Raw genomic sequence first — 21,432 nt, 5'->3', positions numbered from 1 at the left:
ACTCACTGAAACAACAAAGGAAGCGACCTGAGGGGCGCTTTTTTTGTTGTGGTTCGTCGTTCGTCTGGTTGAATCTCAACGACCGCTATACAAGCAGTAAGTGCTCAGCGTTGATGCGTGATCCCTTGCAAGTCGCTCATAACGATTCCCTGACCACCAGCGGACAATCCACTGGCTGGACTCGGCTGGGCTCCCGAGACTTCGAGGCTTTCTATCAAGTGCCGGGCAGCATTACGACCGATCTCGTAGTACGGCAACTGCACCGTGGTCAGCGCAGGAATGAACAGTTCGGAGATGCCGATCATGTTGTCGTAACCGAGCACGGCGACATCGCCGGGGATTTTCAGGCCTCGGCCCAGCAGCAACTGGTAGGCACAGAAGGCAATCCGGTCATTGCCGCAGATCAGAATGTCGAACTGCGGACGGCCATCAATCATGGGCCGTTCGAGAATGGCGGCGGATTCCCAATGATTGATAAACAACGGGCGTCGATAGCCCTGGCTGAACGCGTAGTGCAAGGCGCGGTACTGCCCTGTTTCGTCGTCTGGCACATAACTGACGAGGCTACTGTCATCGGCTATGCAATTGGCGAGCACCAGCGGTTTACTCTTCAAACGCTGGGGAATACTCACGTTGCGCAACCCCATGGCGCTGAAGATCTACCCGTCGGGTCGATGCGACAGCATCAGGTCAACATTCTGGTCGGTGGGAGGGTTGCTTAGCAGGTTGAGGATAAATACGTTCCAGCCTGCTTGCTGTGCGGTCTGTTCGATGGACAGTAGCAGCTCGACCGCGAACGGTGTCGTGGCGGTGTCCAGGGCGAACACTCCGATGGTTCGTGTCTGCAAGTTGTTGCCCCGAATCCTGCGCGCCGACAGGCTGGGTACGAATTGAAGCTCGTCAATTGCGCTATGGACTCGCTGATAAGTCTCGGGGCCGGATTATTGAGTGCCCGAGACACCGTCATCAGGGACACACCGGCCAATCGTGCAACGTCTTTAACTGAGGTCATGCGAGGCGGGGCCTGTCAGGTTGACGGATAATCATGCTACAGAGGCCTGTAAATATTAGTCTGTTCGTTTCAGTTTCGTGGACTCTGACCTCTGACGCTTCCGAATCCTCCAAAAAACTGCACCGACACAGCAAAAGGCCCCGTCGGTGCAGTTGCTCACTCGTTCACATCAACCATTCAGTTTCGGCGGTCGATGATGTAGAGCATTTTGCCTCGCTCCGAGACGGCATAGTCTCTGGCATCCTTGCGCAAGACCGACACGCTGCCTTGGTCTTTCTGATACGCCTCGTTGATGTCGGGGATATCGGCGATGGCTGTTTCGATTCTGGCGCGTTCCTCTTCGTCGACTTCGGAGGCTTGAACGAAAACGGTCACCAGTTCCTTGCGTGCTTCGGTCACTGACAGGTGGACCTGAATTTCCAGGGGGCGGCCCAGTGTCTGTTTGATCGCCTGCTGGATGATGCCCAGACCGATAAGGTTGCCCATGAAGTTAAAGCTCATGTCCTCCCGCTGGATGTCAGTCAGGTAGAGCTTGTCGCCTTTCATCGAAAGGGTTGCGGTGTCTCCCAGGCGGTACCTGAGCAGCGGCGTGAAGTTCTCTCGGGTCAGCGAGGTGATGAGGATGCTGTCGCCTTCTTTTTCGATGAAATACTTGTCGGACAGAAACTCGTATTCAGTGTGGCAAGGGCTGTTGGTGAAACCGAGAATGCCGCCCTCGGAACTGCCATACACACCGACGATGGAGACTTGTTCGCCAAAGGCTTGCCTGATGATTTTCTTCTGGAAAGTTTTCAGGCTCTCGCCGGTGAAGACAACCTTCTCGATATTGATGTGCACACCGTTATGTTGCATGGCATTGATGAACTGCAAGATAGTGGATGGCACGCCGAGCAGTACGTTGAGCTTGATCGAGTTAAGCGCTTCGAAATGGCTCTTGGTCACCAGGGTGATGTCACCTACGGACACGACGTGAGCACCGCAGTTACCGGCCATCATGGTAATCGTGTTGTTCAGAGCAGAAAACAGGTTGATCGTGAACAGGTTGGCGCAGCGATCACCGGGCAGAATAAAGCCGTTGCTGCGGAAGACGTTGGAGAGGGAGCTGTCTTCATCGACTTCGCAGTCGTAGTAGTAATAACAGCGTTTGATGTTGCCGCTGGTGCCACTGGTAAAGCCGATCAGGCAGTTTCGCTCATTGCGCTCTAGACAGCGTTCAGTCTGTGCCGCGAAGCCGTCTTTGTCCATGATCGGTACGTGGGTTCTGAAGTCCTGATAAGTGAATCCTTCAAAATCGTTGTTCTGGTGGATTTTAGCGGCAGTGCTGGAAATTCTGCTCCATTCCTTTTCCATATCGTAGGCAGTCATGCGAGTCCTCTATAGTCCGTTTTTTGATTTCCTGGACATCCTGCCCACCTGACGACAGCCAAGGGTGGGCAAAACGTGGATTATGAGTTACTCCTGTGGAGGGATCGGTTCCCTATTGAATGGATCTCGATGTCCAACATCTTTTTCATGAGCAGATGCGCGAGCCAGCAGGCACAAAAGGCCACTATGGTGTTACCCAGCAACTGCCCGAGCATTACCCCGACGCTGCCAAATTTATGTGCCCCATACCACACGAACGGCATGGTTCCCAGGCTGGCGCGCAACCAGCCGAACAGTGTGACGTACGCCGGTCGCCCCATACTGAGGAAGACTGAGGTGGCAATGAATTGCAGCCCGATGAGCGTCCAGAGGGCGCCGCCCCATCGGCAGAACGCGAAGAACACGACTTGGCCTTCACCGGCGACATGAAACAAGCTGGCTAATGGCTCAGCGAGCAGAATGAGTAACAGCGAGGTCACTGAGCCGTAGCCGATCAACAATCCGTACGTCATCTTTATGGCTTGCGACACGCGAGCAGTGTTCATTGCGCCCAGGTTTTGCCCCAGTATCGGGATCAGCGCACCGGGCAAGGCGAACACGACACAAAAAGCAACCTGAATGACCCTGTCGATCACCCCGATAGTCGCCAGCGCCTGAGATCCGAACGGCGCCATCGCAGCCATTACGTAGGCCATGCCCACTGGAGTTGCCAGGTTGCCAATCACCGCTGGCAAGGCGGTTCGCCCGATATTTCTGATGTCACCTGACAGGTTCTTCAGGCTGACCCGACAGGTCAGATGGGCGACTCGGTGAACGTAGTAAAACCCCAGACAGGCCGATACCAGGCTCGATATCAGGTAGGCGATGCCGGCACCCACCAGGCCCAGATCGAACACCACAATAAGCAGCGGATCTGCGATGGCAACGGCGGCCGTCGCCGTCAGCAGGGTCCACATCGCCTGTTTGCCGAAGCCTGCACTGCGCAGGATCTGCACGCATAGCTGCTCGACAGCGACCAGCACCGAAGCCGGAAGGGTTAGCCACAGATACTCACGCGCCGCGGTAAAACTGTTGCCCTCTCCGCCCAACATGCGGATGGCTTGATCGAGAACTACTAGCTCAAGCGCAGCGCCACAAACAGTAGCCATGCTGGCAAGCAGCACACCACTACTGGCGAGGCGTCTGGCTTGATCCGGCACGCCGCTGCCCAGGCTTCTCGAAACGGTTGTCGAGACCGCCACGGCTATGCCAAGAATCATCGAAATGAGGAAGAACAGCAGGGTTTTGGCTATAGCGAACGCAGCCAACAAACTGTCGTCACGCAGCATCGCGATGTAAACCACGGTCAGCACTTCGATCAGAAAGATCGACAGCAGGCTGGTCGCACTGGTGCTGGTCATGAACACAACATGCCGCAACACCGAACCCCTGGTGAAGACTGCTTTGATAACTACCATTGATCCTTATCTTCTCACTGATCCCAGATGAGCAACGGCATTGCATCACCTCAAGCTTTATATGAAAAGTGGCTGCGCTCCGGGATGCTGCGTTAAAAACTAGCTCAGAACTCATTTACAATCCGTAAAATCCGCTTCCTCGCTTTTTTTGCCTTGCATGAACCCCACTCCCGGACGTTTCGTACAGGGCATAATAGGTGGTCATCAGGGCTTGTGGGTTCCGAAGAAAGATTCAAAACTGGCGGATATGTCGCTCAAGAAGCTGCACGCTGATGTGGACATATGGCCATCCTGATTTGTCATTGCTTCCGTATAAACGATCTGGTGGAGCAATTCGACGCTAGGCCAATCAGGTCAAAACGCTGCTCACTAACGTGTTCATCCGCCTGCGCTTGAGCTGCACGAAAAAATGCTCGCGGCTGACTTGCCGATCTGCTTCGCTCATTTTCATTCGCAGCTAATGTGAGCCAGAGGACTGCGTCAGTCGCAGTTAATCTGAGCCGAAAAGTGCGCTGATTGCGAGCACGGCCGTTTTCGATTGCAAACCGCTACATCTAGGCCGGTACCGGCCCAGGACAGCCCCAACACAAAACAGCTTCAGACCGTTGCTTTATCATCGAGGCTGGCCGGGATATCTTTACGATACACTTGGCCAGGCTGCTAGGGTTTTTCTGAAAAGTCAGCCCGCAAGCATTTTTCGATGCAGGCCAGTGTGACCATGGCTTTAAAGCTGCTGGCCAGTTTGTCGTAACGCATAAAGATCCGACGTTTTTCCTTAAGCCAGCTGAACACCCGCTCAATAACGTTGCGTTTTTTGTACTGAGGCCTGTCAAACAGCCGAGGCAGGCCGGGTCGAGGCTTGCGATGCATCTTGCGCAGCGGAATCACCGGCTGCATGCCGTAGCGGTCGCAGTACTGACGTATAACCTGGCTGTCATAACCCTTGTCGGCAAGCACATAACGGCAACGCTTGCGCGGGCGACCCCTGCTTCCAGGAAGGCTGATCTGATCCAGCAACGGCATGAAGTAGCGCGAGTCAGCCTGCTCGCCGGGCGACAGCATAATGGCCAGCGGGATGCCATGACTGTCGCAGGCGAGGTGTATTTTGGTGGTCAGTCCGCCCCTGCTTCGGCCGAGACAGTGGTGTTGCGGTTCCTGCGGGCCCCTTTTTTTCAGCACCGCTGGCAGCCCGGCTGGCCCGGATTGACGTGGAATCGACCATCCAGGTATCCAGATCGATGAATCCGTCCTCTCGCAAACGAAGATGAAGGTGGCGCAGAACCTGCTCGAACTTGCCGTTGTCACGCCATTGCCTGAAGCGCTGGTAAACGGTCCTCCAAGGCCCAAAACGCTCTGGAAGATCCCGCCATTTGGCGCCAGAGCACAAAATCCAGAAGATTCCATCAAGCATCTGACGATCATCGCGCCTTGGCCGCCCCATGTGTTGAGGAGGGGAAATAATGGCTTCAATGATCGCCCAACGCTCAGATGAAATTTCATAACGGTCTGTCATGACGGCTCTCCTGGCAACCAGAGGGCATCATTCTGGCGAAAGCGACTTTTCAGACAAACCCTAGGAGCGACGGGTTACGAATACCAGCCTGTTTCAGTCGCATCTATTTCGAAAAATTCGCATTTAATTCGAAAACCTACACATGCTGATAAGGGTTGTGTAGCGTTAACAGCAAATCAGTCGATGACACAGCACGCTCTGTTACGGGACCAATAAGACTGAAAGCTTTCGGCGGTGCACAGGTCTTTGAAAGCGTAGGTTTTCAACAGCCAGCGGGACGCCGCACTTTCAGGGTTCAGAATGTCGATCTTTTCCCGGTTGTGCAGACCGTCCTGATTGGCGAAGGTCAACAGGTCGCCAGTCAGTATGCGGTGGCGCTTGCAGTGCGAACTCATTGCACTTTTGAATGCGATGAAGGCATCGCGTGCTTCGACAGGGGCTTGTTCGGCAACGCAGGTCATGGTGTCGAGAAAGCGGATGGAATGGTCGTTGCTCAGAATGGCATGTTTTTCAGAGGTGCTGAGTTGCTTGTTCATGTCACGGGAAAAGATATCGAACACGGTATAGAAATGCGGCTCACGTAAGCAGGCAATGTGCCGGGGCTCCAGGTTTCTGACGATGTCGACACCATCGATATAACCGGTATAGATCAAGTCATCTTCCGGGCAACGCATGCCCAGCAACGTGATGTAGTCGGCCCTGACTTTATGCGCGGTACGATCATTGTGGAACACCAGTTCACTGTCACTGAAGCCGGTCAATTGCCCGCTGTACTTCTTGATGGCAATAACATCGGTGAAGAAATCACCTTCATTTCTGGTCTCATAAGACAGTAACGGTGTGCCGGTAAGTTGCGCAAACAGCTCAAGAAAGGCCTCACTGACAAACGGTGTTTTCTTGACGTGTTTATCCTTACCGGATCCTCCGGATCAAGCTCGGGAATCAACCTGTCCATAGGGCAGTTGCGAATAACGTGAATCTTTTGCTGATGATTCGCTCTTTCGCTGCGGATAATCTGACAGGCACTCAGGAAACGAGCGGGCACATCGGAGTGCAAGCGCCGTATTCCTTCCGAGAAACCTGTGTAGCTTTTATAGGGGGATAAATGTAGCGGTTCCAGAAGATTCAGCAGGTGTGCTTTCTCTTCAGGCTCAAAGGTAAATAGCGGGATCATGCCTCTCCTCCATGGAAAGAGTTCAGTTCAATTAAGAAAGCGTCAGGCCGGTGGCGTCTATCGTCAGTGCGAGGGCGTGCTGCTCAAACTAGTTGGCAACACGGTTTACGATAGCGGTCAGCAGGGGAATCGGTCTCAGGTTGAACGGGGTGCCAGTGCATAGCTTTTTTCAACGCGCGGGAACAACGGCACCGTCAACAGCGCGCAGAAGGCTGCTGCCAGCCACACCACTCCCCAGGAAAAGTGAGTCATGAGAGAGGATGCAGCGATGGGCGTTGCGAACAGCACCACAAACACGCAGGTATTGCCCATGGCCAAGGCTGTACCCACCCGACTCGCACCCGCCAGTGTGGCAAGTTCGGTATAGGCGACACCGTGCCAGGCGGACACGCTTATTCCAGCAATGATCATGACGCCGATAATCAGACCGCTGGCCAGCGCAGTTTCACTCAGGCCATAAAAGCCCGCTGCCGACACCAAGGTGCCCAGCGCCAAAAAAGTCAGGGTGCTTAACCAGGCACACGTCTTGAGGTAGGCACGTCGGTTTTTGTTTTTGTCGGTCCAGCGTCCGCTCCATATTCTGCTGACAATCGCGCCGACCTGGATAATCGCCAACGTGGTTGAAATCAGCGTGATGTCCATCTTGCTGAAATCATGGAAGAACACCGCCGCATAGGTGAGGATCGCGAATTGAGGCGCGCATAACAGACCGATGGCTAATACGATGCGCCAGACCCTCAGATCCTTTAACGGGCTAGCACTTGTCTCCATGCTCTGTTTTTTTTGCAGCGCTGCTGGAGAAGTCGGGTTCATAGAGCCAGAACCCGGCGAACAACGCCGCTATCAGGCAGAACAAGGCTGATGCAGTAAAGACCTCTACAAACCCGTAGGTATAAGCGAGATAGGGCAGCACGATGGCCCCCAAGGCGTAACCGCCCGGAACGGCCGTCTGGCGAATGCTCATGGCCAACCCCCGTTCACCCTCTTTGAACCAGGCCATGATCGCTCGCCCACGGGATCTCGCTGATGGCGATACCCAATCCTAAAACGCCGAGTACAAGCCCCAGCTCGCTGTTATCCAACTGGTAGGTGGCACGCATATAGACCGCCGTCGCGGGCAGCCCCCCTACGACGCTTGAAAAGCTCGCATTGGCGGCCACGCCGACGCCAAGCACTTTCCAACGGTGACCGTTATCGACAGTCATAAGAATCCCACTATTTAATTGGTTGTGGGTCGCAAGATTCTCATGAGAGTATCGTCTCGAATATCAAATTATTTTGCGTGTTCGTCCCAAAAAGCAGGATTGTTATGAGACCGGTGAATTTCGATTTGGATGTCATGCGCAGTTTTGTAACAGGGGTCGAATTGGGCAGTTTTGCCAAGGCCGCGCAGAAACTTGCCCGCTCTACGTCAGCCATTAGTGCCCAATTGAAAAAACTGGAAGCTCAGGCAGGCTCTCCACTCTTCAAGAAAGCCGGACGCAAGCTGGCGTTGACGGACACCGGGGAGGTGTTACTTAACTATTCCAAGCGCCTCTTGAGCCTTAACGACGAGACCATAACGGCAGTGTCGGAGCTCAAACTCAAAGGCTGGGTACGCCTCGGGCTTCAGGAAGACCTGGGCAGTTTCTTGCCGACAGTGCTTGGACGATTCGCCAGAGCCCACCCCGATGTTCGAGTCGAGGCACGTATTGCACGTAATGCAGATCTGTTGAACCGCATCGAAAATGGTTCTCTCGATCTTGCGGTGGCGTGGGGGGATGTAAAAAAGAATGGGTACCAAGAAACGATCGTAGAGCTGCCCATGCAATGGATCGGATCGTCACACCGGTATCTGGACTGGCGTGTCGAGTCAGGCAACCCACTTCCTGTGATTGCATTTGATGCGCCTTGTCCCTTCCATTCAAAGGCCACTGACGCATTGAACCTTGCCGGGATCCCTTGGCATCTTTCCTTTACCAGCTCGAGTCTCAATGGTCTGTCTGCGGCCACCGAGGCTGGATTGGGCTACACCATCAGAACGGCTCTTGGTCTTCAATCGGGCACTGAGCTTCTGAATATCGAAGACCGGGGTTTGCCGGCTCTGCCTTCGATAGCCCTGACGTTGCACAGGCACGAGGCGAATCCCAATCCTCTGACCGAGCGATTGTCGAGCATGGTGGTACAAGCGATCAGAAGCGAGATCGCCTGATCACAATGGCCTGACGACCGACGAAGATATCAGGCCAGGAATTACTCGGCCTTTTCAACACCGCCAGCCTTCTCTTCCAGCTCGGCCATCTTGGCCTCCAGCGCTTCCAGGCGGGCGCGGGTGCGGGCGAGGACGGCCATCTGGCTATCGAATTCTTCACGGCTGACCAGGTCCAGTTTGCTGAAGCCGCTTTGCAGCAGGGCCTTGAACTGGGCTTCGAATTCGCTGCGGGGTACTGGCGTTTCGCCGTTGAAAAGACGGGAAGCGTGGCCGCTGAGGGCGTCAAGAAAGGCTTTGGGCGCGAGCATGATGATTTTCCTGAATCAGAAGCCGGCAGTGTAACACGCAGTGTCTATAGTCAATTTGACGGGGCGAGTCGCACGCTTATGGAGCGCTGCGGCGTGCACATGAGCACCATTAGTGTGCATTACCTTGGTCGCGAAGCCGGTTTGACCCGGCAAAACCTGCCCAAGAGCCTGTATTCAATGAATATTCACGAGATGGCAAGCTTTCTGCTTAGTGGCTTATGACCCATGCACTGATGCAGTCGCTGTGACGAATGCAGTGCGGCAGGCGGAGCGGGGAAGTGTTTCGTCAGAAGCGGTTTTCTGGAGTTGGCCTGGCCTGATCAGGCGGCCGACACGTTACAAAGCCAGGCACTGCGCTTAGACTTGAGTCGGGTTTGTTTTCCTGGGGCAAGTCCACCAAATTCGGGAGAAAGTTTTCATGAAGCTAGTCACTGCCATCATCAAGCCGTTCAAACTGGATGACGTTCGCGAGTCGTTGTCTGAAATCGGCGTGCAGGGCATCACCGTCACTGAAGTCAAAGGCTTCGGGCGTCAGAAGGGTCACACTGAGCTTTATCGCGGTGCTGAATACGTCGTCGACTTCCTTCCCAAAGTGAAGATCGATGTCGCCATTGATGACAAGGATCTGGATCGTGTCATCGAAGCCATAACCAAGGCCGCCAACACCGGCAAGATCGGTGACGGCAAGATTTTTGTGGTCAATCTGGAACAGGCCATTCGCATCCGTACCGGCGAGACCGATACAGACGCTATTTAAGCCGCCAAACCCAACGCCCCAGGAGAAAACAATATGACTCTGCGTCAACTCGCAGGGCTCGGTGCCCTGTTGTCCCTCGCATTACCTGGTCTTGCCCTGGCGGCTGACCCAGTGGCCGAGCCGGTGCTGAACTCTGGCGACACTGCATGGATGCTGACCTCGACCGCTCTGGTCCTGTTCATGACCATCCCCGGTCTCGCGCTGTTCTACGGCGGTATGGTTCGCTCGAAGAATATTCTGTCCGTGATGATGCAGTGTTTCGCCATCACCGGTCTGATTAGCATCCTGTGGGTCGTGTACGGCTACAGCATTGCGTTCGATACAACCGGTATGGAAGCGGGCGTCGTCAACTTCAATTCCTTCTTTGGCGGTATGGGTAAAGCGTTCCTGGCAGGCATCACGCCGGCAAGCATTACCGGTCCTGCTGCGTTGTTCCCTGAGGCGGTGTTCGTCACCTTCCAGATGACCTTCGCAATCATCACCCCCGCCCTGATTGTCGGCGCTTTCGCAGAACGCATGAAGTTCTCCGCAATGCTGGTGTTCATGGGTATCTGGTTCACTCTGGTCTACGCGCCAATCGCCCACATGGTCTGGGGCGGCGTCGGTGGTTTGCTGTGGGACTGGGGCGTTCTGGACTTCGCTGGCGGCACCGTCGTACACATCAACGCCGGTATAGCCGGTCTGGTGGCCTGCCTGGTACTGGGCAAGCGCAAAGGCTTCCCGACCACGCCGATGGCACCGCACAACCTGGGTTACACCCTGATCGGCGCAGCAATGCTCTGGGTCGGCTGGTTCGGCTTCAACGCCGGCTCCGCGGCTGCAGCCAACGGCACTGCCGGTATGGCCATGCTGGTTACTCAAATCGCTACCGCGGCCGCCGCACTGGGCTGGATGTTTGCCGAGTGGCTTACTCACGGTAAGCCAAGCGCTCTGGGCATCGCGTCGGGCGTGGTTGCCGGTCTGGTCGCCATTACCCCGGCTGCCGGTACAGTCGGCCCGATGGGCGCTCTGATCATCGGTCTGGCGGCAGGCGTGATCTGCTTCTTCTGCGCTACCAGCCTCAAGCGCAAGCTTGGCTACGATGACTCCCTGGATGCGTTCGGCGTTCACGGTATCGGCGGTATCGTCGGCGCGATCCTGACCGGCGTGTTCGCAGCACCTGCACTGGGCGGCTTCGGCACCGTGACTGACATCGGTGCCCAGGTCTGGATTCAGTTCAAGGGTGTCGCGTTCACCGTCGTCTACACCGCAATCGTGACCTTCATCATCCTTAAAGTCCTGGATGCTGTAATGGGTCTGCGGGTTACCGACGAGGAAGAGTCTGTCGGTCTGGACCTTGCGCAACACAACGAGCGTGGCTACAACTTGTAAGCAGCCGCAGATGCAAAAAAGAATGCCCGGTCTCCGGGCATTCTTTTTGTCTGACGTTTGCGGATATACCGCGGATTTTTGCTGTCATTGACTTTGCCCGCGTCAATGATTTCGGCACCGTGACGCAGCGCAGGTAACGATGTATCGACAGTCTTCGTCAACTTGCAGGGAAGCCGGTTTATTGCGCGCTTTGCTTTTTTCTCAGTCGAGTTAGAATGCGCGCCGAAGGTGCGGAGAACGGTATGTGGCATCAATCCAGAATTGCCTTGCGGGCCAGGCCCCGCGGGTTCCATCTGGTGACTGACGAAATAGTCGCGGGCTTGCCCCCGTTGCGCGATTGTCGTGTCGGGCTACTGCATGTGTGGCTGCAACATACCTCGGCTTCGTTGACCATCAACGAAAATGCCGATCCGGCGGTACGTCGTGACTTTGAGCGTTTTTTCAACCGTCTGGTGCCCCAGGGCGTGGACGGCTACGAACATGACGACGAAGGCCCTGATGACTTGCCAGCGCATTTCAAGGCCAGTCTGCTGGGCTGCCAGTTGGTTCTGCCGGTGACGGCAGGGCGACTGGCGCTGGGCACCTGGCAAGGTATTTATCTGGGCGAACATCGAGACGCTGGTGGGTCTCGTAACGTCCTCGCCACCCTTCAGGGTGAGTGGATATAACCGCTGGAGTCAGCGGTTATGGAATTTTTCCGATCGCCTTAGCATTTCCGGGCGGTTGGGCTATAACTAATCAGCTTTCGCAAGTCATGAGGTAGAACATGAGCGACGACGACGATACTAACGACGATCTGGTAGACGACCTGGAAGGCGAAGACGGTGAGGAGCTTGCAGCAGCCTCCCCGGAAGACGACGCAGCCGAGCCAGACGATTCCGACGTTCCGGCAGCACCCGCAAAAGGCAAGGCCAAGGCCGCTGTCTCGGTCGATGAACTGCCTAGCGTAGAAGCCAAGAACAAAGAGCGCGATGCTCTGGCGCGTGCCATGGAAGAGTTCCTGGCGCGTGGTGGCAAGGTGCAGGAAGTGGAGGCCAACGTGGTCGCCGATCCGCCCAAGAAGCCTGACAATAAATACGGTAGCCGCCCGATTTAAGGCTGCAGACGCTGTATGAGAAAAAGCCCGCCGTCGCTGCGGGCTTTTTCTATTGAGCGAACATCAGACCGTTTTCAGGCCCAGCGTGCCAGGACTTCCGGCAGCTGCGACAGGTTGTGGATCTCGGCATCCGGCAGCCGGTCTGCGTCCCAGGCCTTGCCTTGCGGGTTGTACCAGATGGCGCGCATGCCCGCCTGTTGGGCACCTGCGATATCGTCCTTCGGGTGATCGCCTACGTGCACGGCTGCGCTGGCATCGACTTTTGCGCGCCGTAACGCTTCCACAAACGGTGCGGGGTCGGGCTTACCGATACCCAGGTCCTCGGCGCACAGCGCGAAGGCAAAATAGTCAGCCAGCCCCAAACGACGCACATCGGCATTGCCATTGGTAATCACGCCAAGCGTGAAGGTCTTGGCGAGAATTTCCAGCATGGGTTGCACCTCAGGGAAAATCTGCACCTGATGGCGGCCATGCAGGAAGACTTCAAAGCCGCGGTCGGCAAGGTCCTGCGCCTCGTCCGGGTCGTAGCAGGCATCTTCGAGCGCATGGAACAGCACGCGGCGTCGCAAGGCGCTGATGCGGTGCTTGAAGGATGGGTCTTCAGCCACAAGGCGCGAGCGAATTTCCCACAGGTGCTCGACAGGAATCGCCCCCAGCCTGGGCGCGTTTTCGCCCAGCCAGTCACGTAGCGTGACTTCGGCACCGGCAATGGCAGGGGCGGTGTCCCAGAGCGTGTCGTCAAGATCAAACGTCACCAGCTTAATCATCTGCAGCTCCTTTACGTTTGGCTCGGGGATGGGCGCTGTCATAAACAGTAGCCAAATGCTGGAAGTCCAGGTGCGTATATATCTGCGTGGTCTTGATGTCCACATGACCCAGCAGCTCCTGCACGGCGCGCAAGTCCTGTGACGACTCCAGCAGGTGGCTGGCGAACGAGTGACGCAGCATGTGCGGATGCAGGTTCTGCCCTAACTCCCTCTCACCAGCCGCCTTGAGCCGCACTTGAATCGTGCGCGGGCCGAGGCGCTTGCCTTGCTGGCTGACGAACACGGCGTCGTCCTGCGGATTGGTCAGGGCACGCAGCGGCAACCATATTTCCAGCGCCTGGCGAGCCTTGCTTCCGACCGGCAGTACGCGGGTCTTGCTGCCTTTGCCCAGGACCTGCACCAGCCCGTCGCGCAGGTCCAGCTGGTCCAGGTTCAGGCCCGTCAGTTCGGACAGTCGCAACCCTGATGAGTAAAGCAGCTCCAGAATGGCTTGATCGCGATGAGCCAGAAAATCATCTTCGACGCCGCCATCCAGCAATTGCGCGGTGCGGTCGGTGTCCAGCGTCTTGGGCAGACGCCGTTCACCCTTGGGCGGTGACAGGCCGTTTGCCGGGTCGTGCTGGCAGATGCCTTCGCGATTGAGGTATTTGTAGAAACCGCGCACCGCCGACAGCATGCGCGCCAGACTGCGTGAAGACTGGCCCTGTTGGTGCTGGCGGGCGGTAAAGCTGCGCAGGTGCTGGATATCCAGATCATTCCAGCTCGACAGTTGCGCCTTCTGGCAATATGCCAGAACCTTGCCCAGATCGCGCCGGTAGGCTTCAAGCGTATGAGGCGACACCTGGCGCTCACTGCGCAGGTGCATGCAGTAGGCGTCCAGATGCTGTTCCATGGCTAGCGAACCGAGCGTAAAGAGTGAGCGAAACGCGGCAGCAGGCGGCTCAGGACGTCGGCGATGTAACTGAGGAACAGAGTGCCGACCGAGCTTTTGTAATGCTGCGGATCACGACTGCCGATGGCCAGCACGCCATGCAGGCCCAGGTGATTGAGGCTGGCGATGGCGGTAGAGCCCACTTCCTTGCCTTGCTCTGCGCCAAACAGGAACGCCAGTTCATGCTCACGCAACGCGCCGCAGATGATCTTCTCGCCAATCAGGCCGCCGATTGCTTTCTGTGCTTCGGCGCTGCTGACCCATCGCCCCACTTGCATCGGGCTGTCACTGAACAGGATCAGGCTGACGAAGGGCACCTGAAAATCCTGACGCAGGCTGTCTTCGACAGCGATGACCAGCTCGTCCAGGCTGGTGGCATCCATCAGGGCGAGGTTCAGGCGTCGGGTCTTTTCGAACAGGCGGTCGTTGTCCCGAGCGACGTCCATCAGCTGCGACAGGCGATGACGCATTTCGATGTTGCGCTCGCGCAGCAGCTTTAGCTGACGCTCGACCAGCGAAACGGTATTGCCACGCTGGTGCGGGATGCGCATCGACACCAGCAGCTCGTCGTGCTCGGCGAAAAAGTCCGGGTGCTCAAGCAGGAAGGCGATGACCGCCTCTGCTTCAAGGTCTGGCGCTGCGCTATCGACAGGCGATTCGCAGGGTGTGCCTGTTGAAGCGGGAGGTTGATCGGTCATGGCAGTTACTCACTCAAAGACGAACTTGGCCTTCATAAACCCTGACGGCGGGGCCGGTCATCATGACAGAATGTCCCGGGCCAGCCCATTCGATGGACAGGCGACCTCCGGGCAGGTCGATCAGCAGCGGCGAATCCATCCAGCCCTGGCTGATGGCAGCAACCGCCGCCGCACAGGCGCCGGTGCCACAGGCCTGGGTTTCCCCGGCACTACGCTCCCAGACACGCAACTGCGCACGCTGACGATCCACCACGTGAAGAAAGCCCACATTGACCCGTGCCGGAAAGCGCGGGTGATGCTCGATCTTCGGCCCCAGCTCGTGGACCGGCGCGTTATTGATGTCATCGACACGCAGTACGGCATGCGGGTTGCCCATGGACACAGCAGCCAGTTCGATATTCTGCCCGTCTACCTCGACGTTGTAACGGGTGGCCTGCTCTGCGGCCTCGAAAGGTATTTCTTCCGGGACAAACCTGGGTGGCCCCATATCGACGCTGATCTGCCCGTCGCTGCGGATATCCAGCTCAATGATGCCGCTCTTGGTCTCGACGCGTATCTGCTTCTTGGCCGTCAGGCGCTTGTCGAGTACGAAACGGGCAAAGCAGCGCGCGCCGTTGCCGCACTGTTCGACTTCGGAACCATCGGAGTTGAAGATTCGGTAGCGAAAGTCCACATCCGGATTGTTCGGCGCCTCGACCAGCAAAAGCTGATCGAAACCGATACCGGTGTGGCGGTCGCCCCATTGTTTGGCATGCTTGGGCAAGATGTGCGCGTGCTGACTCACAAGATCCAGGACCATGAAGTCGTTACCCAGCCCGTGCATCTTGGTAAAACGCAGCAGCATGGGATTACTCCGGCAGCAGGCTTTCGCCAGCGAACAGCTCGGCCACGGTTTCGCGACGACGCACTTCAAAAGCCTGGGAACCGTCGACCAGTACCTCAGCAGCACGGCCACGGGTGTTGTAGTTCGAACTCATGACGAAGCCATAGGCACCGGCCGAATGGACCGCCAGCAGATCGCCTTCGGCCAGCGCCAGCTCGCGCCCTTTGGCGAGAAAGTCGCCGGTCTCGCAGATCGGCCCGACGATGTCGTACGCACGAGGTTCGCCGTCGCGCGGGCGCACCGCTGTGACGTCCATCCACGCCTGATAAAGCGCTGGGCGGATCAGATCGTTCATCGCCGCATCGACGATGGCGAAATCCTTGTGCTCGGTGTGCTTGAGGTATTCGACGCGGGTCAGCAGCGCGCCTGCGTTGGCCACGATGAAGCGCCCCGGCTCGAACAACAGCCCCAGATCACGACCAGCCAGTCGCTCACGCACGGCTTTGATGTAGTCGGCCGCCAGCGGAGGCTCTTCGTCGCGATAACGCACACCAAGACCGCCACCCAGATCGATATGGTGCAGGTGAATGCCGCAATCGCCCAGGCGATCAACCAGGTCCAGCAGGCGATCCAGCGCATCAATGAACGGCTCGAGCGTGGTCAGTTGCGAGCCAATATGGCAGTCGACCCCGATCACTTCCAGGTTTGGCAGTTGCGAGGCGCGAATGTAAACGTCTTCGGCATTTGCAATGGCGATGCCGAATTTGTTTTCTTTAAGGCCGGTGGAGATGTAAGGGTGAGTGCCTGCATCCACATCCGGGTTGACCCGCAGCGATATCGGCGCACGAACGTCGAGCTCGGCAGCCACTTCCTGCAGACGCTCAAGCTCGTCGGTGGATTCGACGTTGAAGCAATGCACGCCGACTTCAAGAGCGCGACGCATGTCTTCACGGGTCTTGCCGACGCCGGAAAACACGATCTTCTCGGCTTTGCCGCCTGCGGCCAGCACACGCTCCAGTTCGCCGCGCGAAACAATGTCGAAACCGGCGCCAAGACGCGCCAGGACATTTAACACGCCCAGATTGGAGTTGGCTTTTACGGCGAAGCAGACCATATGCGGCATGCCGCTCAGCGCATCGGCGTAGGCACGGTATTGCGCCTCTATATGAGCGCGCGAGTAGACATAGGTCGGCGTGCCGAAGCGCTCGGCAATGGCAGACAATGCTACCCCTTCCGCGAACAGCTCACCGTCGCGGTAGTTGAAGGCGTCCATTGAATTCCCTTAAAGGTGCTTGTGCGATTGCGATTTGGCTTGTTCATCCGGAGTTTTGGTGTCATCCGGCAGATACAGCGGGCCTTTCTGGCCGCAGGCTGTAACAAGACAAGCGACCGCGACAAGCGCAGCAAGCGAAGAGATCAGGCGCTTCATGGCGAAATCCTTTGTAAAAGCATTAATTGCGCCCGAGTATACCGACCACCCGGCAGCTTGCCTATGCGAGCGGCGTCCCGTCTGGCGTGCCTTTGACGTGAAAGCCGCAGCAGAGCGGTGGTTGATCGGGATTAAAGTGCTCGTGCATCGTCAATGATGAGTAAGCTTTGCATTTGCCTGGCTGCGTCCGTATCTTGCCCCTCTGCGCTATTTGCAGACACTTATCGAGGTTCCCGCAATGAGTTTGACCGAAGCCCGTTTTCACGACCTCGTCGATGCGACGCAGCAGGTGCTGGAAGATGTTTTCGACGAGAGCGGCCTGGATGTCGACCTGGAAAACTCGGCCGGCGTCCTCACCGTCAAGTTCGAAAACGGCTCGCAACTGATCTTCAGTCGTCAGGAGCCGCTTCGTCAGCTTTGGCTGGCAGCCCGCTCCGGCGGTTTCCATTTCGATTATGACGAAGAGAACAGCCGTTGGGCATGCGACACCAGTGATGAGCTGCTCAGCGAAATGCTTGCGCGCATCACCCTTGAGCAAGCCGGTGTCGAACTGGATTTCGACGAGATCTGATCGTGAGCCAGTCCCCCGTTCGACCGCCCAAACCGCTTTTCAGCAACGTCAGCCCGGCTGTAGCGTCGCCCTGTATCAGCCTGTGCCGGCTCGATGAGCAGAAGGTTTGCCTCGGGTGCTTCCGTCATGTCGAAGACATCCGCGAATGGCGCTCGGCCGATGACCATCGTCGTCGACAGATTCGCCATGAAGCGGAACAGCGTCGAGCCAGCGCGGGCCAGACCGCAGGCTGATGCCGCGTCGGGTTGTGTATTTACTGCGCTGTGTTAGTGTCGGAACCTGCTTCTCCAGATTGAGAGGCCCGTAGAACCCCGCCCACCCCGGCGGGGTTTTGTTTTATTCATGGAGAATAAAGGAGTCTGCCCAGACCATGACCACAGCACCTTCGATCATCCTCACCCGCCTCGACGTACAGCGTCTCGAGAGTTTTATCGCCAGCCAGGACGAAGACACGCCGGGCATCCAGGCGTTGCAGGCCGAACTGGACCGCGCCGATCAGGTAGTGGGCCACGATGAAGTGCCTGCGGGCGTTGTGACCATGAATTCGCGTGTGCATTGCCGTGAAGAAGTCAGCGGCAAGGATTACCACCTCAAGCTGGTTTATCCCCAGGATGCAGGCGCAGACGGCACCGTCTCGGTCCTCGCGCCAATGGGCTCGGCGTTGCTGGGTTTGCAGGTCGGCCAGCACATCGACTGGCCAGCACCGGGCTGCAAGACCCTCAAGCTGACCTTGCTGGCGGTGGAATATCAGCCGGAAGCAGCGGGCGAGTACGAGTAATCGAAGGCGCTGCATCCGTAAAGCGCCTCCGCATTCAAGAGCGGACGCAGAGCGTCCAGAACGGCATTCCCACGCTGGAGCGTGCGGAACGAGAGGCGGCCCGCAGAACACCTATCGTGCCAATGCTCCGCGTTGGAACGTTAGGCGCGAGGGGCAGAACAAGCGTACGTCAGGCCTGGTCCATCGCCTCGTTCAACAGCTTTTCCAGCTCGGCCTTGTGATGCAGGAAGAGGATGCTTTGTCCATGCCGGTCATCCAGCAGCCCGGACAGGTCCAGGTCGGTGATGTAACAGCGATAGCGCTGGGGTTCCAGGCGCTTGCCGAGAATTTGCCGGGCAACGGCGGCATACAGCTGATCGCCATATTCCAGCTCGGAAAACTCGCAGTTATCGCAGTACAGCGTGGCGCTCAGCTGTCCGGGCGAGGTTTCTTCGATGATTGCCTGCACGTCATAAAACGCCTTGTCCGCCGCAGTCGGTGCCAACCGATGTTCGACACGCCGGGCAAGCCCAGGGCCAGAAGGCAGCACTTGGTAATAAAGGGTTTCCAGCGAAACCGGCTCGGACGGGTCGTCCAGCGGCAATGACGCGCCTCGGCGATAAACCAGCGAGTGAAGAAAACGCTGCAGTGGCGTCAGCAGGCTTTGTTCGTCGTGATACGGCAGGCGCTGGTGCCAGAGCGAATTGTGTTCGTCCAGCACGTACACGTCGGCATCCGGCTCGTTGATTCGGTAGAACACCTGAATGCATTCAGGCTGACCAAGTGGCAGGATCAGCGCCAGATCGTGGCCATCGAGTGCCTGAGGGTCCAGATGCAAAGGGCTGTACAACGGCAGCTCTTCACCCAGGTACTTGAACAGGCCTGGCAGGCTGTTGACCACTACATGACCGACCTGTCCGGGTTTGATCTCCAGCACGTGATACTGCTGCTGCACTTGAATCAGATAACGATGGTTCAACCGCCTGGCGAGTAATAACCGAGCCGTGCTGATCAGTTCTTCAACCCGCTGAGCGATGGCAGGTGCCCGGTTATGACAGAAGCAGCGCACGCGAATCTGCGGCTGCTTACCGCTCTGCGGCAGGCTGCCGAGCAGTTCGCTCATGCAGTCGAGCAGGGCATGCGGGCCGTCATAGCGGCTGACCAGCGTTTCGTTCCAGGTATTGAGGGTGATCTGGTCCAGCGTCAGCACCAGATTCTCCCGGACACCCGCGTAACTGAGCGAGTCGGTGCGCTCGGTGGTCATCAGAATATTAAGGTCGCGGTGATGCCTGAGCGGGTCGACACCGACATTGACCAGCAACAGTATCTCGCTGGATGTACTGGGCATGAGCAGCTCGTCGTCGCTGACCTCGGGCAGCGGCAGTTCAATACTCTGCTGCAAGGCACCGAGCAGGTTGAACAACTCGAACTCGCTCAAGTCACTGGTGCCAGGATGCAGCGCCACGCGGGTCGTGGTGTCGATCACGTTGTTGCGGTGGCACCAGGTCAGCAGCTCGAGCAATTCCCGGCTGCGCTTGATCGGCGAAAAGTTCGGCCACTCGTGAATACCCAGGTTGCCGTTGTACAGGGCCCACTGATGCTTGCCTGGCTCGCGTTTATCAGGGGAATGCACCAGCGTCAGCGTATCTTCTGCAAGGTCCGGAGCGATGCCCGGATTGATGAACTCGACCTTGCCCGCCTTGCGCTCGAAAGCGGCATACAGGCGCCGACCGAGTATGGTCAGGTCACGAGCATTGAGCGCGTCGGCGGTGCTTTGCGTTCTGGCGAACCGGGTCTGAAAGCGATAGCTGTAATTGAGTTCGTTAACCAGTGCACGACGCTCGCTGGCCACCTGGCGCACTTTCCACTGGCTGCGGCTGTCGAGCAGCGCCAGTTGTCGTTCATCCCAGCCCCACTCAGAGGTCAGGCGCTCCAGCAGCAGGCGTTGCCAACCGGTGTTGCGCTGACGGCTCGAGCCGGTGAGCTTTTTGTTGACCTTCAGGTACAGGCTGCGCCGCACCAGTTCGAGGCGCTCTTGCTCGTTGCGTGCCTGCAAATGCTCTTCGATACGCCGGTACACAACCACGTACGGGTCCAGCTCATCCAGGTCCAGTTGGTTGGCAAACACCGCTTGCTTGAAACGCAGGCTCAGGCACTGCACGCGGGGATGTTCACTGGAGTAAACCTCGATCAGCAGCAGCTTGAGAACAGACTTGTAGGGCGACTCGATACCCTTGAACAACTGCCACAAGCCGGCACCAATAAATTCCGCCGCAGGAATGTGCGACATCGGCCCGAGGTCGAGCACTTCGCTGGCGCGAATGAAGCGTTTGCTCAGCAGGGTATGGGCGTAATCCTCATAGTTCTGCTCTTCATAGACTGGCACCAGCCACCACATCGGGGTGCGCCCTGCGAGCCAGATCGCCGTGCGATAAAACTCATCGAGCAACAGGTAATGCTGGGTAGTGCCGCAGTCGTCAGAGCTGAGCTGCGAGTCGCGGTCCCCGCGCTTGAAACGTTGCGGGTCAATCAGGAAAAAGTGCGCTTCTGCCCCCATAGTGGCGGCCCAGGCTTCAAGGGCATGGCATTTCCTGCGCAGTTCGGCGATGGCCTCCGGCTCCAGTTCGCTGTCGTGGCAGACCCATACGTCCATGTCGCTTTGTTCAGCCTGGGCCAGCGTACCGAGGCTGCCCATCAGGAACAGGCCGTGAATCGGCTGAGGAGCGTTACCACGCCGGACCTTGTAAGAGAAGGAGCGTGTCAGGCGTTGCGCTTCGGCCAGCGCCAGCGTGTCCGGTTCGTACTGCGAGACGCCAGCAGGCGTACCACCGGAAACGTAACCGGGCAGCAGAGGGTGGTTGACGTGAAAGAACAGCGGCAGCAGGGTCAGAACGCTTTGCTGGCGGGTCGACATACCTTCCAGCGCACGCGCATATCGCCCGTCATTGAGGGACAGGAAACGGTTGCGCAGCTGGCTGAGAACCTTGCGGTCGATGCCCTCATCCAGGTCGGGGCGAATTTCAGGATTACGCGTCATCGCAACTCAAGGCATCTAGCCTGTGCAGGCGTGGAATTACTGAGCAAAGATGGCGGAGAAGTTTTGCAGCCGAGAGAAGAGGATTCAGTCGGGTTGTTATTCTGACGCCAGAATCCTGTATCGACCGGCGTTCAGATAAGTGAAGGGCCTGCCACGCTTTTTTGTGCGCAGGCCC

Annotated in this window: 25 protein-coding genes and 1 pseudogene; 9 read left to right on the top strand and 17 right to left on the bottom strand. The window is 57.4% G+C overall.

The genetic code is table 11. From position 1 onward, the window contains the following. Positions 1-136: 136 nt before the first annotated feature. The 9 genes and pseudogenes from AC4ANE_RS00980 to AC4ANE_RS00940 form a co-directional block, all read right to left on the bottom strand. Positions 137-1,012: pseudogene (locus AC4ANE_RS00980) on the bottom strand (LacI family DNA-binding transcriptional regulator). A 177-nt stretch (positions 1,013-1,189) separates the two neighbouring features. After that, positions 1,190-2,377, bottom strand: coding sequence for an indoleacetate--lysine synthetase (gene iaaL, locus AC4ANE_RS00975; protein WP_460408662.1), 1,188 nt, complete (start codon positions 2,375-2,377; stop codon positions 1,190-1,192). A gap of 80 nt (positions 2,378-2,457) precedes the next feature. Next, entirely contained in the window at positions 2,458-3,834 is a 1,377-nt protein-coding gene (locus AC4ANE_RS00970; RefSeq protein WP_002556044.1) for an MATE family efflux transporter, read from the bottom strand. 660 nt (positions 3,835-4,494) lie between these two features. Next, positions 4,495-5,347, bottom strand: a protein-coding gene (locus AC4ANE_RS00965) for an IS5 family transposase (protein ID WP_460408660.1) whose coding sequence is annotated in 2 segments (ribosomal slippage) — positions 4,495-5,008 and positions 5,007-5,347 — 855 coding nt in all. Because the reading frame shifts where the segments join, the coding sequence is not laid out codon by codon here. 176 nt (positions 5,348-5,523) lie between these two features. Beyond that, positions 5,524-6,108 (bottom strand): Fe(II)-2OG oxygenase family protein, encoded by a 585-nt coding sequence (locus AC4ANE_RS00960; protein ID WP_002555801.1) that lies wholly within the window; start codon positions 6,106-6,108, stop codon positions 5,524-5,526. Next, positions 6,105-6,521 (bottom strand): hypothetical protein, encoded by a 417-nt coding sequence (locus AC4ANE_RS00955; protein WP_223216239.1) that lies wholly within the window; start codon positions 6,519-6,521, stop codon positions 6,105-6,107. The genes AC4ANE_RS00960 and AC4ANE_RS00955 overlap by 4 nt, the downstream gene beginning before the upstream one ends. Before the next feature lie 135 nt (positions 6,522-6,656). Then, the gene (locus AC4ANE_RS00950; protein ID WP_002555802.1) at positions 6,657-7,292 is read right to left on the bottom strand and encodes an MFS transporter; all 636 of its coding nucleotides are present in this window, start codon (positions 7,290-7,292) and stop codon (positions 6,657-6,659) included. Continuing rightward, on the bottom strand, positions 7,276-7,521 hold the full coding sequence (locus AC4ANE_RS00945; RefSeq protein WP_223216238.1) for an MFS transporter: 246 nt from the start codon (positions 7,519-7,521) through the stop codon (positions 7,276-7,278). Before AC4ANE_RS00945 ends, AC4ANE_RS00950 begins: the two co-directional genes overlap by 17 nt. Further along, complete coding sequence (locus AC4ANE_RS00940; RefSeq protein WP_002555804.1) at positions 7,499-7,726, bottom strand: hypothetical protein; 228 nt, start codon at positions 7,724-7,726, stop codon at positions 7,499-7,501. Before AC4ANE_RS00940 ends, AC4ANE_RS00945 begins: the two co-directional genes overlap by 23 nt. A 104-nt stretch (positions 7,727-7,830) precedes the next feature. Here AC4ANE_RS00940 and AC4ANE_RS00935 point away from each other — a divergent pair, with 104 nt between their 5' ends. Then, on the top strand, positions 7,831-8,712 hold the full coding sequence (locus AC4ANE_RS00935; RefSeq protein ID WP_031595735.1) for a LysR substrate-binding domain-containing protein: 882 nt from the start codon (positions 7,831-7,833) through the stop codon (positions 8,710-8,712). A gap of 41 nt (positions 8,713-8,753) precedes the next feature. Here AC4ANE_RS00935 and AC4ANE_RS00930 read toward each other — a convergent pair whose 3' ends face one another. Then, on the bottom strand, positions 8,754-9,020 hold the full coding sequence (locus AC4ANE_RS00930) for an accessory factor UbiK family protein (protein WP_002555806.1): 267 nt from the start codon (positions 9,018-9,020) through the stop codon (positions 8,754-8,756). Between the two features lie 99 nt (positions 9,021-9,119). Between AC4ANE_RS00930 and AC4ANE_RS00925 the strand changes: the two genes are divergently transcribed. From AC4ANE_RS00925 to sutA, 5 genes are all read left to right on the top strand, one after another. After that, complete coding sequence (locus AC4ANE_RS00925; protein ID WP_255872753.1) at positions 9,120-9,242, top strand: hypothetical protein; 123 nt, start codon at positions 9,120-9,122, stop codon at positions 9,240-9,242. Positions 9,243-9,438: 196 nt separating this feature from the next. Then, a complete protein-coding gene (gene glnK, locus AC4ANE_RS00920; RefSeq protein WP_002555808.1) occupies positions 9,439-9,777 on the top strand; it encodes a P-II family nitrogen regulator in 339 nt (112 codons plus the stop codon). A gap of 33 nt (positions 9,778-9,810) precedes the next feature. Beyond that, entirely contained in the window at positions 9,811-11,148 is a 1,338-nt protein-coding gene (locus AC4ANE_RS00915; protein WP_002555809.1) for an ammonium transporter, read from the top strand. A 242-nt stretch (positions 11,149-11,390) separates the two neighbouring features. After that, on the top strand, positions 11,391-11,816 hold the full coding sequence (locus AC4ANE_RS00910; protein ID WP_002555810.1) for a secondary thiamine-phosphate synthase enzyme YjbQ: 426 nt from the start codon (positions 11,391-11,393) through the stop codon (positions 11,814-11,816). Between the two features lie 98 nt (positions 11,817-11,914). Next, on the top strand, positions 11,915-12,244 hold the full coding sequence (sutA, locus tag AC4ANE_RS00905; protein ID WP_002555811.1) for a dormancy-specific transcriptional regulator SutA: 330 nt from the start codon (positions 11,915-11,917) through the stop codon (positions 12,242-12,244). 74 nt (positions 12,245-12,318) lie between these two features. On the opposite strand, the gene AC4ANE_RS00900 is transcribed toward sutA, so the two are convergent. From AC4ANE_RS00900 to lptM, 6 genes are read right to left on the bottom strand one after another with little or no spacing between them, the layout of a single operon-like run. Beyond that, the gene (locus AC4ANE_RS00900) at positions 12,319-13,011 is read right to left on the bottom strand and encodes an HAD family hydrolase (protein WP_002555812.1); all 693 of its coding nucleotides are present in this window, start codon (positions 13,009-13,011) and stop codon (positions 12,319-12,321) included. Then, positions 13,004-13,903 carry a tyrosine recombinase XerC gene (gene xerC / locus AC4ANE_RS00895; protein ID WP_460408658.1) on the bottom strand — a complete coding sequence of 300 codons (900 nt, stop codon included), beginning with the start codon at positions 13,901-13,903 and terminating at the stop codon, positions 13,004-13,006. The genes AC4ANE_RS00900 and xerC overlap by 8 nt, the downstream gene beginning before the upstream one ends. A 2-nt stretch (positions 13,904-13,905) precedes the next feature. After that, complete coding sequence (locus AC4ANE_RS00890; protein WP_002555814.1) at positions 13,906-14,640, bottom strand: DUF484 family protein; 735 nt, start codon at positions 14,638-14,640, stop codon at positions 13,906-13,908. A gap of 13 nt (positions 14,641-14,653) precedes the next feature. Continuing rightward, the gene (dapF, locus tag AC4ANE_RS00885) at positions 14,654-15,484 is read right to left on the bottom strand and encodes a diaminopimelate epimerase (protein WP_002555815.1); all 831 of its coding nucleotides are present in this window, start codon (positions 15,482-15,484) and stop codon (positions 14,654-14,656) included. A gap of 4 nt (positions 15,485-15,488) precedes the next feature. Continuing rightward, positions 15,489-16,736, bottom strand: a complete 1,248-nt coding sequence (gene lysA, locus AC4ANE_RS00880) for a diaminopimelate decarboxylase (protein WP_002555816.1) — start codon at positions 16,734-16,736, stop codon at positions 15,489-15,491. Positions 16,737-16,745: 9 nt separating this feature from the next. After that, positions 16,746-16,892 carry an LPS translocon maturation chaperone LptM gene (lptM, locus tag AC4ANE_RS00875; RefSeq protein ID WP_002555817.1) on the bottom strand — a complete coding sequence of 49 codons (147 nt, stop codon included), beginning with the start codon at positions 16,890-16,892 and terminating at the stop codon, positions 16,746-16,748. Between the two features lie 238 nt (positions 16,893-17,130). Between lptM and cyaY the strand changes: the two genes are divergently transcribed. From cyaY to rnk, 3 genes are all read left to right on the top strand, one after another. Further along, positions 17,131-17,463, top strand: a complete 333-nt coding sequence (cyaY, locus tag AC4ANE_RS00870; RefSeq protein ID WP_002555818.1) for an iron donor protein CyaY — start codon at positions 17,131-17,133, stop codon at positions 17,461-17,463. 2 nt (positions 17,464-17,465) lie between these two features. Continuing rightward, positions 17,466-17,696 carry a DUF1289 domain-containing protein gene (locus AC4ANE_RS00865; RefSeq protein WP_002555819.1) on the top strand — a complete coding sequence of 77 codons (231 nt, stop codon included), beginning with the start codon at positions 17,466-17,468 and terminating at the stop codon, positions 17,694-17,696. A 137-nt stretch (positions 17,697-17,833) separates the two neighbouring features. Further along, entirely contained in the window at positions 17,834-18,241 is a 408-nt protein-coding gene (gene rnk, locus AC4ANE_RS00860) for a nucleoside diphosphate kinase regulator (RefSeq protein ID WP_002555820.1), read from the top strand. A 169-nt stretch (positions 18,242-18,410) separates the two neighbouring features. Here the strand turns inward: rnk and AC4ANE_RS00855 are convergent, their stop codons facing one another. Beyond that, positions 18,411-21,257, bottom strand: a complete 2,847-nt coding sequence (locus AC4ANE_RS00855; RefSeq protein WP_031595726.1) for a class I adenylate cyclase — start codon at positions 21,255-21,257, stop codon at positions 18,411-18,413. Positions 21,258-21,432 lie beyond the last annotated feature (175 nt).

The organism is Pseudomonas sp. Pme6b (genome assembly GCF_058129925.1).
Note: the sequence above shows the minus strand (reverse complement) of the source record. Positions and strands in the feature narration are given on the sequence as shown.